Genomic DNA, 15,871 nt, shown 5'->3' on the forward strand with positions numbered 1-15,871 from the left:
GACAGTTTTTTGTCTGTGATTTATGCTAGGCAACATCCCTTCTTCTGACAAATAGTAACAAATAGTAAAGAGTATAGTGATGATTAAAGTATTGGTAGTCGATGATCATGATTTGGTACGTATGGGTATCAGCCGTATGTTGTCAGACAGTGCGGATATTGAGGTGGTCGGTGAGGCCGATAGCGGCGACATGGCGATCAAAATGGCCAAACAGCTGCACCCTGATGTGGTATTACTCGATGTCAATATGCCCAATATTGGCGGGCTTGAAGCCACCAAGCGTTTGGTCCAATTAGACATGGGTATCAAGATTTTGGCGGTCAGCAGCATGTCGGCGCAGCCTTATCCTTCTATGCTGATCAAAGCTGGGGTCAACGGTTATATTACCAAAGGCACACCCTTAGACGAGATGATACGGGCGGTAAAAAAAGTCTATCAAGGGGGCCGCTATTTTAGCCAAGATGTCGCAGAGCAGTTAGCAGACGTCTTGCTATCAGACAATGCCAGCTCGCCCTTTGATTTGCTCAGTGATCGCGAAAAACAAGTAGCGATGATGGTCGTCAACTGCCAAAGCCCGCAGCAAATCGCGGATCAGCTGTTTGTCAGTGTCAAAACCATCAATACGTATCGCTACCGTATCTATGAAAAAGTCGGGGTCGATAGCGATGTCAAACTGACACATTTAGCGATCCGTCATGGTCTGATTCAGCCATAATCTTCGCCTACTTGTCTGCTTAGTAAGTCAACCAGATAAGCCAGACAGCACTGTAAGTCAGTAAGTACTGATTGTCCCATGACGGTGAATTTATGAAACCTGCTATTCGTTTTTTCTCGACCATCACCCGCTCAGCGCCCCCCAATGACACCCTGCCATTGCCGCAGCTGCGTAAACTAGGACTTATTTATAGCAGTTATCGCTTTGCTGTGAGCTTGTTTTCTATGCTCATGGTCTATATCACCGCACGTGCTGATAGCGGCGCGTCTTTGCCCAGTTTTTTGCAACAAACCACCCTGAGCTTTTATGTACTGCTTAGCATGATATTGCTCGGTTTGTTTTATGTGGTCAACAAACACATGCGCCAGCAGCTGGCCTTTGGTTTGGCTTTGGATGTCATCATCTTAAGCTTGCTGCTTTATACCGCAGGTGCGCCTGACTTGCAGCTGACCATGCTATATATGGTAGTGGTAGCGGCAAGCTTTATGCTACTTCACAGCTCTCAAGCATTGATCATCACCTTACTAGCGATTATTTTTGTTATTTATCAGCAGTTTTTTTATGCCATTGCCAATAGTATGAGCTTGACCAACTTAGGCGATGCGCTGCTGATGTCTGCCAGTTTTTTGGCGGTGGGTGGCTTGAGCTGGTCTATCTCGCAGCGCCTAGTGCAGTTAGAAAAAGTGGCCGCCCGTCATGCCAAGGAAGTCGAGCGTCTAAATGTCATCAACCAAGAAGTCATCACTCAAATGGTCAATGGCGTTATTGTCATCGATCAGGCGCATATCGTGCTGGCAAATCTTGCCGCGTATCAGCTGCTCAGTATCCCTCATCGTCCATCACTCACCTTACCTACTACCAGCGAAAGTCGTACGCCAAATGATAGGCGCAGGCTCGATAGCGCATCTGCTACCCAATTAGCAGATTTTGAAGAGCAACTTGACGAGCAGCATTCGCAGCTGCTTCAGGCCTGCTTGACTGTCGCAGCAGGACAGTCGCGTACCTTTACTTATGACTTACCTGCCGTGGCCAATGTATCGGTGTTTGGCAAGCTACGTGTACAGATTATCCCTCTAAAAGACGGCAGTAAACTGGTCATGCTCGAAGATTTGCGCCGTGAGCAAGCCAACGCTCAGCAGCTAAAACTGGCGTCTTTAGGACAGCTGACGGCCAGTATTGCTCATGAGATTAGAAACCCACTGGCCACCATCTCACAAGCCAGCCAGTTGCTCATGGAGGACGTCGTAGAAAGCTGTCACCCACCAGCAAGTAACGACATGACAAGCCCTGCCCCTGATTATAGTGATGAGCACATCGCAGCCAATCATGAGCTGTATAAAATGATATTTTCGCAGACCAAACGCGTCAATCGTATTATAGAAGACATCTTAAAGCTGTCGCGTCAGCAGCAAGCAAACCAGCAGCCCATTGTGCTTGCCGAATGGATGCCTACGTTTTTAGAAAACCATTTTCAGGGGCATGACGTGTTTTTGCGTGTTAAGACCCAGCCGACCATCTCCTTTGACACCCACCAACTAGAGCAAGTATTGATCAACTTAATCAACAATGGTTTGCGTCATAGTAGCTACGCCCACCCTCATGCCTTTGTGGAAATCGAGATTTATTGTGCAGATAACGATGTTATAATCGATATTTTAGATGGTGGTACTGGGGTCCGCGAGCATGATTTACCGCACTTGTTCAATCCGTTTTTTACCACAGATCAAGCAGGGACAGGACTTGGGTTGTATTTATCACAAGCCTTTTGCGAAGCCAATCAAGCTCGCCTGCTATATGTGCCTGAACACACAAAAACCTGCTTTCGCCTCATCGCACCTGCCATCAATACCTGCACCCATGTATAAAACGCATTGGTACGACCTTACTATTTGTGTACCAATACCGCACTGATAAGCTAAGCATTTGTAAGCACTTAACTGCAATTGTGATAGATGCTTTGATAGTTTTTCGCTACCGAATACGATGAGATGATGTATGACAAAAACCGCGCTAGTCGTTGATGATGAAGTAGATCTGTGCCGATTAATGCAAATCACTTTAACCAAGATGGGCATCAAAAGTGATGTTGCTTATACATTGTCACAAGCAAGAGGCTACTGGCAAGAGCGCGAGTATGACTTTTGCTTAACGGATCTCAAGCTCCCTGACGGCTCAGGTCTGGAGCTGGTTAAAGAAATCAGTGGCAGCACCAACACGCCCATTGCCGTTATTACCGCGCACGGTAGTATGGATTTGGCCATCGAAGCCCTCAAGCTTGGCGCTTTTGACTTTGTCAATAAACCACTTGAGCTGCCGCGCCTGCGCCAACTGGTCGAAAACGCCCTCAAAGTCACTCACCAAGGTGACGACCCCGAGGCCGCTCCTGAGTGTACCCCTGAGCAAAAACTCCTCGATAGTAGGCTGATCGGCGACTCAGCGGTGATGCTACCACTGAAAAACACCATTTTAAAACTGGCACGCTCGCAAGCACCGGTGTTTTTATCAGGGGCGTCGGGTACAGGTAAGGAAGTGGTCGCCAGACTGATTCATGATCTCAGTCCACGCCGTGATGGTAGCTTTGTACCTGTGAATTGCGGCGCCATACCCTCCGAGCTGATGGAGTTAGAATTTTTTGGCCATAAAAAAGGCAGCTTCACGGGCGCGGTCGCTGACAAACAGGGCCTGTTTCAGCAAGCCAATGGCGGGACTTTATTTTTAGATGAAGTGGCTGACTTGCCGCTAGCGATGCAAGTCAAACTTCTGCGCGCCATTCAAGAAAAAACGGTAAGAGCCATCGGTGATACCAAAGAGATACCTGTCGATATTCGCATATTGTCTGCAACTCATAAAGATTTGGCCCAGCTGGTGCAGGCTGGCACGTTTCGCCAAGATCTCTACTACCGCATCAACGTCATTGAATTAAAACTACCGACGCTCAACGCGCGCCGTGATGACATACCTGTACTAGCGACACACTTTTTAGCCTTGATCGCTGAAGAGTGGCAATTGGAGACGCCGCCTTCACTGACGGCAGCCGCCTGTGAGCGTTTGCAACATCACGACTTTGCAGGTAACGTGCGCGAGCTGCGTAACCTGCTTGAGCGTGCAGTAACCCTAGCAGAAACACCAAATATCGATATAAACCATCTGGGCCTGCCAGCGTTGACGCCGGCGGATACAGAGCCGCATGCGGTAAACGCAGCTACGCAAGGCGCAGCACCAACAGCTGAAACATCTGCCGCCCGCACTCATCCTGCTTCAGCAGACACGCTTTTACCAAACAGCCCATCGGGACAAATGGCGCCCATAGACAGCTCAGCAGCACACGATGAGAAGGGGCAACCTATCCAAACCCCGACTTCGGCCAGCAACTTGCATCCTTATCGCACCCATACTCAGCACTACCCTTCTGTCATCAAAGGTGCGGCGGCCAATCATCCAAAAACAGCGCAGGGCGACAGCGCCGAAAACATAAAAACGGCCAATCAGGCCGTACAAGCGCCAAACGAGACAAAAAACATCGACAATACAGGCTTACCCGCCCAAGGCTTAGAGCATTATTTACAAGCGCAAGAAAAACAGCTGATCATCACCGCACTAAAGCAAACAGGCTGGAATAAAACCCAAGCCGCTGAACTGCTGGGTACGACTTTTCGCTCTTTACGTTACCGCATGAAAAAACTAGAAATCGATGAAGACCAGCTTGAATAAGGACCAGAGACGATCTATGGCATGGGCGACCATTATATGACTTAGATTGGGCTCACTGTGCGCGGTTGGGCTTTCGGACAAAACGAACGCCTGACGTTAAGGCGCGCTCTTTGACCAGCTCAAGAGCCTGCTGTCGCCATGTGCTCTCATTTCCAGAGAGCATCACATCAGGTGTCACCCCGATCTCATCTATCTTTTGACCCGTGGCGGTCATATAGTTGGCGACCGTCAGTTTGACCGCTTGCTCATCGTTTAGCGGAATCACCGACTGTACCGATCCTTTACCATAGCTGACCTCCCCAAGGATAGTGGCGCGCTGCTGCGCCTGCAGGCTACTGGCAAGCACCTCGGCCGCCGAAGCCGAGTAGCGATTTTGTAGCACCACCATAGGTAGAGGCTTAAGGATGGCCTCACCTGTCGTTGACAGCACGCGCGGCTCGTTTTGGCGCGCTTGTACCTGCACCACATCAGTATCATTCATGAACAGACTGGCGACATTCACCGCCGAGGTAAGCACGCCGCCTGGATTGTCACGTAGATCCAACAAAATGCCTGAAACCGGCGAGTCTAGATTGATCAAACCCTCAAGCAGCCTGTCACGACTATCGTTTTGAAAGGCTGGTAGCCTAACCACCGCAATACCATCGACCAACTCTATCTCAATGGTTTGCGGATGGCTGTTATTTCGCTGCAAGGTGGTAGTGTGCTTACGGCGACCCGCTTTAGAAGTCACCACATCGACTTGCGTACCAGCGATACCCGTTAGCAGTTGCTCAACGTCATTGGTTTGGCGACTTTCATCAAGCTTAAACTCACCCACCTGATGCAAATAATCGCCAACCGCAATGCCTTTTTTGTCAGCAGATGAGCCATCGATAACCTCTGTGATGACCCAGTGGCCTTCTTGCGGCTGATAGCTGACCTTGATACCGACATCGCCTACGTCGCCTTCGGTAAAGGCACGCAGGTTTTCATAAGCCTCAGCATCCAAAAACTCAGCATGACTATCGAGCTTGGTCAACATACCGCTCATGGCATTATTAAACAGCGTCTCGTCGTTGACCGCATCGACATACTCACGGCGCACCAAGTCAACCACAGCGACAAAGGTCTTGAGCGTCTCAGGAGAAATGGCATTTAATGACACATGCGCGACCTCCGGCGGTATCGCGGTATCGATTACCTCGGCCTCGTCATTGAGCACGCTTTCATCGGCAACGCTATCTATCGAATCATCGATGTCGTCGGCTGCCTCTAGCATGTCGGCGATATCTGATAGATTGTCTTCTGCTGGGTCTATTTCATCCGTATTTAAGCCAATCAGTTGCAGCTTCTGCACCGAATGATGACTGGGCGCCGCTGCCGCTTGAGAGAAATGGACACCGACCAGCCCTAGCAGCGCTGCCATAAAGACGGGCTTATATACAGCAGGCGTGCTGGATACACGTCTGATATCGCGATTGATTTTTTCGATGAGAAAAGAGCGTATGGCATAAATAGAACGCATAAAATACTCGTGTTAATCATAAAATATGATGTTTTTTATTATAAAAATATCTGTGATAGCGATGTTATAAGATAGCATCAAGAGCAGAGCTAAGAATAGCAGTGTATTGCAAACCTTCGGTATTTAAATCGTTAACTGTCATTGGTACGGCTGCGGTCGTGACAATAAAAAAACACCTAAAAATATCGCAAAAAAAAGGAGAGACAATGATTATCTCTCCTTATAATACAGCGGCACAACGTCTGTCTGTCCTTATCGTACCATAGCCATATTACCGCTACAGCACAACTCACAGCATATCCACAGTATCGCCATTCACCGCAATGAGCAATACGCCGCTACTCATGAGGGTGGCGTATGATCATAAAGCAGACTTACGACGCTGGAACCAGTAGGCTCTTACCTGTCATTTCAGCTGGTGTATCCACACTCATCAGGGTCAAAATAGTTGGAGCGATATCGCTGAGCTTACCCCCACTGCGCACCGTGAGTTTTTGCTCGCCGATATAAATCAGCGGTACCAACTCGGTGGTATGCTGAGTATGCACTTGCCCACTTTCATAGTCCTGCATTTGCTCACAGTTGCCATGATCAGCGGTGATGAGCATATCGCCGCCAACCGCGCGCACAGCAGTCTCAAGACGGCCAATACAGACATCGAGCGCCTCTACCGCTTGCACCGCGGCATCAAAGATACCCGTGTGTCCAACCATATCACCATTGGCATAGTTGACCACTAGCACATCATACTTGCCAGACTCAATCGCCTCGACCAGCTTATCCGTCACTTCAGGGGCGCTCATTTCAGGCTTCAGATCATAAGTGGCCACATCAGGTGATGGTACTAGGATACGGGTCTCGCCTTCATACTCCTCTTCGCGGCCACCACTAAAGAAAAACGTCACATGAGCGTACTTTTCCGTTTCGGCGATACGTAGCTGCGTTTTGCCAATGTTTTGCAAATACTCGCCAAGAGTGTTGGTCAATGAGGCGGGATGATAAGCGATGCTGGTGTGCGGGTTGTCAGCCAGCACATCAGAGTATTTGGTCAGCATGACAAAGGCAGCCAGCTTTGGCTGCTTTTGACGGGCAAATCCTGAAAACTCATGATCTGGCAGTACAAACGCTTGGGTAAGCTCGCGAGCACGATCAGCGCGGAAGTTCATAAAGATCAGCGCGTCATTGTCTTCAACTGTATAAGGCACTTCATCACGACCAATCACGGTCGTCGGACTGACAAACTCATCCGTCTCGCGCGCTTTATAAGCGGCTTGTACAGCACCATCGGCACGCGTGGCCAAACGATCAGCTTTGCCTTCAGTGATCAGCTCATAGGCTTTTTGGACGCGCTCCCAGCGATTGTCACGGTCCATGGCATAATAACGCCCGATGATACTGGCAATCTGTACGCGGCCACCTTCGTAGTGGGCATTGAGCTTACCAATATGATCACGCAAGCGATCGATATATTTGTCAGCAGACTTAGGTGGCGTATCGCGGCCATCTAAAAAACAATGCACAAAGACGTTTTTGGCACCATGTACCAGCGCTGAGTGACACATCGCTTCGATATGGTCTTGATGCGAGTGCACCCCACCATCAGAAAGCAAGCCCATGATATGCACATTACCGCCCAAGTCGTTTGCCGCTTTTACTGCATCAACCAGCGCTTGATTTTTATAAAACTCACGGTTGGCCAACTCGTTTGAGATACGCGTTGAGTCCTGATACAGGACGCGGCCAGCGCCGAGGTTCATATGTCCCACTTCTGAGTTGCCAAACTGACCATCTGGTAAACCCACATCTTCTCCAGAGGCAGATATCAGGCCATGTGGATATTGCTGATAGATTTTATCCAAGTTTGGCATATTGGCCGCAGCAATGGCATTATCCTTATCTTCTTCACGATGACCAAAGCCGTCCAATATCATCAAAACATGCGGTGTTTTTTTATTTTGTCCGCCGTTTTTGTCATTAAGTGGTGCCTGATTGTCATCGATAGACTCTGATGGTTGCTGGTTCGTGGTCATATATTACCGCTCCTCAAGTGAATGAACGCCTATAATGCTGTCTTAGGGTGTTGAAAGCCCTCTATATTAGCACATATCTGAAAATTGCTGAAAAACTGACAAATTTTCACTACGTAGCAATCTGTAATTGCTACTTGCAATCACACTTTTCATTGGTTAAGATGAAACTATTCTGAAGTGTTGGCTAGTAGATGTTTATTCCCTGAGCCGATAATGCTTTACTAGGATGTGGTACCTATTGCCTCATTGTGTATGCCTGCACCGCTTGCGGTGTATCAGGAAACCTGCAGAGGTAGTGACGCATCCGCCCTGAACTTCACGGTTCATGGGTCACCATCTTACGGCGGCACTTCGGTTGTTCTATTCGGTCTTCTCTTTATTTTATCGCTTGTAAAATATAAAGGATAAATAAGCCATCAAGACCAGCAAAAAGCCCCTTTCGCTCATCACGAAAGGGGCTTTTTGCTATTTGCTTTACGACTTACTATCATTCATCATTGGCAGACTTGGTGATTTTTTTCACATCTTTGGGCACGCTTTTGGCCGTACCATCTACGGTAGTATGCTGTTTAAAGGCATCGCCAAACGGGTTTTGCGACTGCTGACCAAAGGGGTTTTGACCACCCATACCACCTGCACCGCCAAACGGATTTTGACCGCCCATGCCACCAAATGGGTTTTGACCGCCCATCTGTCCACCCATTTGTTTTGCCATCATTTCCATCATTTTTTGCTGGTTATTCATGACATAGTTGTTGGCCGCATCTTTCAGCTTTTTTTGTACAGGCGGTAACACAACCAATAACGCTAGTAAATCACTGAGCACCCCTGGTATCAGTAATAAAATACCGGCTGCCGCCATCGCCACACTCTTTAGCATGGTAGACTCTTGCGGGCGCATCGCTGGATTCATCATGCCACCTGCTTTCATCTGCTGCGCCATCGGGTTGAGCGCGGCCATACCTTTGCGCATCAGTGACACACCGATGACAGCGGCGATGATAAACCACATAAATACCCACCAGCCACTCATAAACTGGGCAAGCAAATACCACAGCAGCATCTCAATAATAAACCAAACAATGGCGATACCAACGATCTGACCCATAAAGTGTCGTCCTATAAAATAAAAACCAATAAATAAAGCGCCATACAAATTAAGATGGCTAACATATGATGTATATGGGGATTGATTGCTATACTATCAAACTTATAGCGGATTTTTAAGATATAAAACAAAATGTAAGTAAGACGGAATACTATGGCAATTATTATTGGGATTGACCCAGGCTCGCGTATGACCGGTTATGGCATCGTGCAACAAACCGGCGACAAACTGACCTATATCGATGCAGGCACCATTCGCACAGAGACTAAGGAGATGCCTGAGCGCTTAAAGCGTATTTTTAATGGGTTGACGCGTATTACTCAGCACCATCTAAAATATACTGACGAGCCAATTCATACGGCAATCGAACAAGTATTTATGGCCGAAAACCCAGACTCAGCGCTAAAGCTCGGTCAAGCTCGCGGTGCTGCCATCGCAGCGATGGTAGCACTAGACTTAGAGGTGTCGGAGTACACCGCTCGTCAGATCAAGCAGGCGGTTTGCGGCTATGGCGCAGCGGCCAAAGAGCAAGTGCAGGAGATGGTATGCCGTATACTATCGTTAGACGTTGTGCCACAGCAAGATGCCGCCGACGGCCTTGCTTGTGCGATTTGTCATGCCCACTCCAGCCATTCGATGAACAAACTGATATTAAACAGCGCTATGCGCGGGCGCGGCAGCTCTAAGAAAAAAGGCCGCTGGCGGCTAACAGAAGAAGACTTGGGCAATTTACGTTAGGTCATCAAGCTATTTGTCTGCAAGTCATCAAACATAAAAAACACGCGTCATTTGAACGCGTGTTTTCTTAAACCATTTTGGCTATCTCACCCTCGTTTTAAATAACCAAAACGACCAACCAACTTACTGTAAAAGCCTCACTCTACCACACTACTTTCTATCACAGCATCGAGTACATAAGCGTACTCTTCACCTGTTGATACTGCGTCTTCGGTATCCAATAGATAGCGCTGGAGACGCAGCACTTCATCATGCTTGCCGTCATGCTGATAGCCTTCGATTTCTCCCGTGAACGCAGCCCATTTACCTTCACTGGTCTTGATACCTTGATCATCATAAGTGATGGGTTTGACTTGCAGACACTGCTGTGTCCCCTCAGCGGTGCAAGGGGCTTTCTTGGCGTTGACGGCCCAAAAGACGGTTTTTCCTTTGCTATTATATTTCGCCTGTGAGGTCAGCCGCCCTTTCCAAGTCAACGTCACCTCATCGCTGGTCACTTGCGTGAGTAAGGGCCGCTCATCTGTCGTCACGCTCAACTCACTCGTACCCTGCATCAATGTGTTCAGACGATTTTCAGCCTCATTGAGATCTTGGCAGAGCATTTGTGTACTCATGCTCTCTTCGGTGGTCAACGTATTACCCTGCAGCTGATAAACCGCGCTCATAGCATTGCAGCCAACGCTATAGCTCAAAGTGTCTTGCCCTTGATTTTGATTAAACAGTAATGACACTTGGTCTTTGATATCAGCCAGCATAGACACCGATGGCCCACTGCCAGCATTCTGAATATCCGATAGCGTCCAACGATAGCGCGATAGGTTTTCGATCATTTTTTGCTCTACCGTCAGCTTATCATCATGGCCATCGTCTGTATCCGTATTCTCTACATTCATCTCGTCTATTGGCGTAGTGCCATCTGTTTCACTGGTTACCGCCGCTTCATGACGATCCACCGTGTCACCATCAGCAGGCGCAGTGGATTTTTGACAAGCGCCCAGCGCTAGACTTGCTACAAGCATGCTTGGTAATAGTAGCCATTTCGAAGCGGGTTTTGCGGTTTTACTTACCATACAACGTACCTCTTAGTAAGCTTGGTTTCTTTTTTTTGTATAAAACAGATGTGGCAAAAAACTGTCAAATATCATTTAAGCTCTATTACAAAGCTTTTTATGCAACGTCTAAAAGCTCAGGACAGATTGCTCACTATAGCGCTGTGTCTACGGCACTATGTAATAAAATGTTTATTTTTATTACATCTTTTAAAAACAGTTCCCAAATCCATGTTTTAGTGCTAGTAGTCGTGAGTTACTATCTTGCAACTTCTATCTTGGCTTGATTATAACGCCTTATTAACACTGCATAAAAAAACAGCCAATCATGGGATAGGCTGTTTTAATTGAATATAAGCTGTCAGCAGTTGAAAGGTTAATTGAGCAGCTAGGGCGTGTCCTCATTTGACCAGATTTAGCCATTTTTAACCCATTTAGATTACTATCGATTGAATTGAGGACACGCCCTAGTTAAGGATACACTTAAGAAATAAGCAGCCGACTACTTATCAATCTCTCGTGTCCATCTCTCATCACTTACTGCCATCTACGGGCTTGGCTTTTGCCATATTTTTGATACTAAACTGCTCATTCATTTTTTGATAAAAACGTGCTAGGTTTTCACCTTGCTTGCTTGGGTCGACTTTAAGTATTTTGCCAAAATCTAACCCCAAATACAGCACAATATCGGCAAAGCTTAACTGCTCACCCACGAGATAGTCGCGACCTACTAAAGCGTTCTCAAAATAGCCCATGGCTTTGGTAGCACGGGCGATAGATGGCTGGACAAACTCAGGAACCTGCTCGACGCGCTGAGCCTTGGAAGGATGACTGTGCTGAAACGCCAGCATTAGGTTGTACAACACCTCAAACTCAGCGATCCGGCGCATGGCGCAAACTTGCGCGCGCTGTACCACATCATTTCCCATCACTGAGCGCTCGCCATAGACGCGGTCTAGATACTCACAGACCGCTTGTGAGTCGTTGAGCACCGTCCCATCGTCTAAGGTCAAGACCGGTACCGTCTGCATCGGATTGATCTTGGTAAATTCCGCCGAGATCTGCTCGTTGGCTGCAAAGTCGATATCTATCACATCGACGTCATCCATGTCATCGACATCAATCCCTTTTGATGCCAAAAGTATCAAAGCTTTACGCGGGTTTGGGGCAGTACGAGTGACGTATAGTTTTTTCATAATAAACTCCTTGTAAAATAGATAGATAACGATTTAGCGCTGCCAGCCATTATTGTAATGAGTAACGAGCCTTGCTGAGCATTCGTATTGGGTGGCTACGACCCACTCAAATCTGGCTCACATCCTGACGCTCTATCATAGTTATAGCTTACTCAGCGCACCATAGCAAAGCTTTCTTGTCTTTTGCCACGGCAGAGGCCTAAAGCTAGATAAATACGATGATTGAGATATAAAAAAAGCCTCACAACTTTACGTCGTGAGACTTTGTATCATGCGACTTGCCATTCACTGCCACTTATTTATTAGGGGCAGGTGTGGTACGTAGATAGGGCTTAATTTCTGTATGGCCTTTTGGATAGTTGGCAGGGATGTCTTCGTTTTTGACACTTGGCGGGATGATCACATCGTCGCCATCTTTCCAGTCGACTGGTGTGGCAACATTATATTCATCAGACAACTGTAGCGCATCGATGACCCGAACGATCTCATCAAAGTTACGACCACAGCTGGCTGGATAGGTCAGGGTCAGACGTACTTTTTTGTTTGGATCAATGATAAACACGCTGCGAACTGTCGCGGTGTTATCAGCATTTGGGTGAATCATGTCATACAAATCCGCAACCGTGCGATCAGAGTCTGCAATGATAGGGAATTTCACCGCAGCGCCTTGTGTCTCTTCGATGTCGCTGACCCAGCCTTTGTGATCTTCTAAGCCGTCCACTGACAAAGCAATCGGCTTGACATTGCGTTTTTGGAACTCACCGCCCAATGCAGCGGTGCGGCCAAGCTCAGTGGTACAAACTGGCGTATAGTCGGCAGGATGTGAAAACAATACCACCCAGCTGTCACCCGCCCAATCATAAAAATTAATATCACCCTCTGTGGTGGTTGCATCAAAGTTTGGTGCGGTGTCGCCTAAACGTAAATGTGCCATACTAAATTCCTTATTTATATGAATGATGAGCGCCGATCTTACTGTCTTATGCGCCCTATTATTATAAACCGATTATTGCAATGTGCGAGACGGTTTGATCATTTGCTTATCCCGTCTAGTGCATCAATAAAAACTCACTTTATAGTACCAAACTGGTTATGAATGTCTTGTGAAGGATTGTAATGCGATTATTCCATTTATCACTAAGTAAACCACTATATAGGTAGCATAGCGCATTAAACTATCATGCCTGTATCCCACAAGCAAAGTTCATAAAAAACCCACCCCTAGCGCACTAGAGATGGGTAAGTCTAAAAGGACAATGATTTGACATAATAATTTGACGTTAAGCCCTAAGGGCAAGCTCAAAGGCTATGCATTAAGCTGGCTTATAACTGTCGCGTAAGCTGACAATTTGGTTAAATACCGGCTTGTCACTGGTGTGCTCTTCGCTATCGGCGATGAAGTAGCCTTCACGCTCAAACTGAAAGCGCGTGCCAGCATCTGCGTTGGCAAGTGACGGCTCAACCACTGCTGCAAGCTCAGTCAATGAATTGGGATTGAGTACTTGATGCACATCACTGGCACTACCTGGGTCCTCGACACTAAATAACTGCTCATACATACGCACGGTCGCAGGCACGCCAAGGCTGGCTGATACCCAATGAATCACGCCTTTGACTTTGCGGCCTTCAGGGTTGTTGCCCAATGTCGCAGGATCAATCGTCGCTTTTAGCTCGGTCACATTGCCAGCATCGTCAGTAATGTGTTCAGTCACGGCCAGCACATAAGTGTTACGCAGGCGGATTTCTGGCTTTGCTGGTGACAGGCGCTTATAACCGGCTGGCGGCTCAATCTCATAGTCGCCTTGGTCGATATAAAGGGTTTCGGTAAAGGGAATCTCACGCTCACCCATATCGACGTTAGGATGTTTTGGCTGCTTGAGCCATAGAGTCTGAGCGTCTTCATCCCAGCGCGCATTGACGCTATCGGCCTTTTGTGACTCCCAGCTGCTAACCGCATCGCTAAAGTTAGTAATCGTCACTTTTAACGGCTTAAGCACCGCCATGCCGCGCGCGGTCGTCGTCTCGAGTGATTGACGAATGCTAAATTCTAATAGACGAAAATCAACAACGCTGTCGACTTTGGTCACGCCAACGCGCTCACAAAAATCGCGCAGACCCTCTGGCGTATAACCACGGCGGCGCATGCCCGCGATAGTCGGCATACGCGGATCATCCCAGCCGCTTACCACCCCTTCATCGACCAACTGTTTGAGCTTGCGCTTACTGGTCATGGTGTGGTCGACATTTAAGCGACTAAACTCATACTGATGCGGCGGCACCTCAAAGCCGATTTTTTCTACTGCCCAATCATAAAACGGACGATGGTCTTCAAACTCTAGTGTACACAACGAATGGGTGATGCCTTCGAGCGCATCAGAGAGCGGATGGGCAAAGTCATACATCGGATAGATGCACCATTTATCGCCGGTTTGATGATGCGCTTGGTGCATGACGCGGTAGATGACAGGGTCACGCATGTTCATGTTTGGGCTGGCCATATCAATCTTGGCACGTAGCACCGCTTCGCCTTCGGCAAACTTGCCGTCTTTCATCTCATTAAAGCGCGCTAAGTTTTCTGCGACACTGGCATCACGTTGCGGTGATGGCGTACCTGCCTCATTAAATGAGCCGCGGTTGTCGCGGATTTGTTCAGGCGACTGCAAATCCACATAAGCGTCGCCCTGCTCGATAAGCTGCACCGCCCACGCATAGAGCTGATCAAAATAACCTGAGGCATGATGCGCCTCGCCTGCCCACTCAAACCCAAGCCATTTGACATCGTTTTCGATATTGTCGATGAAGTCTTGTTTTTCTGCCGTTGGGTTGGTGTCATCAAAACGCAAATTACAGACCCCGCCAAACTCCTCAGCAATACCAAAGTTTAGACAGATTGATTTGACATGACCCAAGTGCAAATAGCCGTTTGGTTCAGGGGGAAATCTCGTTACGATTTGGGGGTATTTTTGCGCCTTAATATCATCACGAATGATATTACGAATAAAGTCGTTTTTTTGTGCATTATTGCTTGAGTGCTCACTCATTACTCATTGCTCCTAGCGCAAGTATTCAGCGCGTGTTGCCACGCTCAAAAATGATAAATTAAAAAAGACTGATAAAAGATAACGTTGCGTTATTCTATCAGCTTTTGCAAAGCCATTAACAGCCTGATACATGACAGACGACAAAAAAGCCGTTAGACTAGCCATAACTTTTTAACCACCCACTTTTAACCACCACTTGACAGCGTCATTTAAGGCGCTGCAATCAAAAAAGGAATATCACATGGTAGACATGCCGCCAGTAGTACAACTAGACACCAATATGGGTGCGATCGTCATCGAACTCAACGAAGAAAAAGCACCAAAAACCGTAGAAAACTTCTTAAACTACGTAAAATCTGGCCATTATGACGGCACAATTTTTCATCGCATCATCGATGGCTTTATGATTCAAGGCGGCGGTATGGACGCTGAGATGAATGAAAAAGCAACCAATGCTCCTATCGAAAACGAAGCGGACAATGGCCTAAAGAATGACAAAGGCACTATCGCCATGGCGCGTACGCAAGATCCGCATTCAGCGACCAGCCAATTCTTTATCAATGTCAAAGACAATGACTTCCTCAACCACTCTGGCAAAAACATGCAAGGCTGGGGTTATACAGTATTTGGTAAAGTCACCAGCGGTATGGATGTCATCGACAAAATGCGCGGCGTACCAACCGGTCGGTTCGGCATGCATGCTGATGTGCCAAAAGAGCCTATCGTTATCAACTCTGCGACCATCGTTTCTCAGTAGGTCGTGATAAGTAAGTGTT

12 protein-coding genes and 1 other RNA gene are annotated in these 15,871 nt (G+C 47.6%); 6 read left to right on the forward strand and 7 right to left on the reverse strand.

Going from position 1 to position 15,871, the window contains the following annotated elements; all coding sequences use genetic code 11:
• Nucleotides 1-79: 79 nt before the first annotated feature.
• The 3 genes from C6W44_RS00960 (at nt 80) to C6W44_RS00970 (ending at nt 4,426) form a co-directional block, all read left to right on the forward strand.
• Nucleotides 80-715, forward strand: coding sequence for a response regulator (locus tag C6W44_RS00960; RefSeq protein WP_075100658.1), 636 nt, complete (start codon nt 80-82; stop codon nt 713-715).
• Nucleotides 716-807: 92 nt separating this feature from the next.
• Complete coding sequence (locus tag C6W44_RS00965; RefSeq protein WP_105243860.1) at nt 808-2,580, forward strand: sensor histidine kinase; 1,773 nt, start codon at nt 808-810, stop codon at nt 2,578-2,580.
• 130 nt (nt 2,581-2,710) lie between these two features.
• Nucleotides 2,711-4,426, forward strand: coding sequence for a sigma-54-dependent transcriptional regulator (locus C6W44_RS00970; RefSeq protein ID WP_105243861.1), 1,716 nt, complete (start codon nt 2,711-2,713; stop codon nt 4,424-4,426).
• Nucleotides 4,427-4,478: 52 nt separating this feature from the next.
• Here the strand turns inward: C6W44_RS00970 and C6W44_RS00975 are convergent, their stop codons facing one another.
• A complete protein-coding gene (locus C6W44_RS00975; protein ID WP_105243862.1) occupies nt 4,479-5,933 on the reverse strand; it encodes a S41 family peptidase in 1,455 nt (484 codons plus the stop codon).
• 374 nt (nt 5,934-6,307) lie between these two features.
• The gene (gene gpmI, locus C6W44_RS00980) at nt 6,308-7,963 is read right to left on the reverse strand and encodes a 2,3-bisphosphoglycerate-independent phosphoglycerate mutase (protein ID WP_105243863.1); all 1,656 of its coding nucleotides are present in this window, start codon (nt 7,961-7,963) and stop codon (nt 6,308-6,310) included.
• A 166-nt stretch (nt 7,964-8,129) separates the two neighbouring features.
• Between gpmI and ssrS the strand changes: the two genes are divergently transcribed.
• A non-coding RNA gene (gene ssrS / locus C6W44_RS00985) (6S RNA) lies at nt 8,130-8,325 on the forward strand.
• Between the two features lie 125 nt (nt 8,326-8,450).
• On the opposite strand, the gene C6W44_RS00990 is transcribed toward ssrS, so the two are convergent.
• On the reverse strand, nt 8,451-9,071 hold the full coding sequence (locus tag C6W44_RS00990; protein WP_105243864.1) for an FxsA family protein: 621 nt from the start codon (nt 9,069-9,071) through the stop codon (nt 8,451-8,453).
• A 153-nt stretch (nt 9,072-9,224) separates the two neighbouring features.
• Between C6W44_RS00990 and ruvC the strand changes: the two genes are divergently transcribed.
• Nucleotides 9,225-9,809 carry a crossover junction endodeoxyribonuclease RuvC gene (gene ruvC, locus C6W44_RS00995; protein WP_105243865.1) on the forward strand — a complete coding sequence of 195 codons (585 nt, stop codon included), beginning with the start codon at nt 9,225-9,227 and terminating at the stop codon, nt 9,807-9,809.
• Between the two features lie 137 nt (nt 9,810-9,946).
• On the opposite strand, the gene C6W44_RS01000 is transcribed toward ruvC, so the two are convergent.
• The 4 genes from C6W44_RS01000 to C6W44_RS01015 form a co-directional block, all read right to left on the reverse strand.
• A complete protein-coding gene (locus C6W44_RS01000; protein ID WP_105243866.1) occupies nt 9,947-10,879 on the reverse strand; it encodes an META domain-containing protein in 933 nt (310 codons plus the stop codon).
• 512 nt (nt 10,880-11,391) lie between these two features.
• Complete coding sequence (locus tag C6W44_RS01005; RefSeq protein ID WP_105243867.1) at nt 11,392-12,054, reverse strand: glutathione S-transferase family protein; 663 nt, start codon at nt 12,052-12,054, stop codon at nt 11,392-11,394.
• Nucleotides 12,055-12,349: 295 nt separating this feature from the next.
• On the reverse strand, nt 12,350-12,988 hold the full coding sequence (locus C6W44_RS01010) for a peroxiredoxin (protein WP_093068729.1): 639 nt from the start codon (nt 12,986-12,988) through the stop codon (nt 12,350-12,352).
• Between the two features lie 379 nt (nt 12,989-13,367).
• Nucleotides 13,368-15,095, reverse strand: coding sequence for a glutamine--tRNA ligase/YqeY domain fusion protein (locus C6W44_RS01015; RefSeq protein ID WP_105243868.1), 1,728 nt, complete (start codon nt 15,093-15,095; stop codon nt 13,368-13,370).
• Nucleotides 15,096-15,336: 241 nt separating this feature from the next.
• Between C6W44_RS01015 and C6W44_RS01020 the strand changes: the two genes are divergently transcribed.
• Entirely contained in the window at nt 15,337-15,852 is a 516-nt protein-coding gene (locus tag C6W44_RS01020) for a peptidylprolyl isomerase (RefSeq protein WP_105243869.1), read from the forward strand.
• The last annotated feature ends 19 nt before the right edge of the window (nt 15,853-15,871 follow it).

This window comes from Psychrobacter sp. Marseille-P5312, from assembly GCF_900291405.1.
Classification (GTDB): domain Bacteria; phylum Pseudomonadota; class Gammaproteobacteria; order Pseudomonadales; family Moraxellaceae; genus Psychrobacter; species Psychrobacter celer.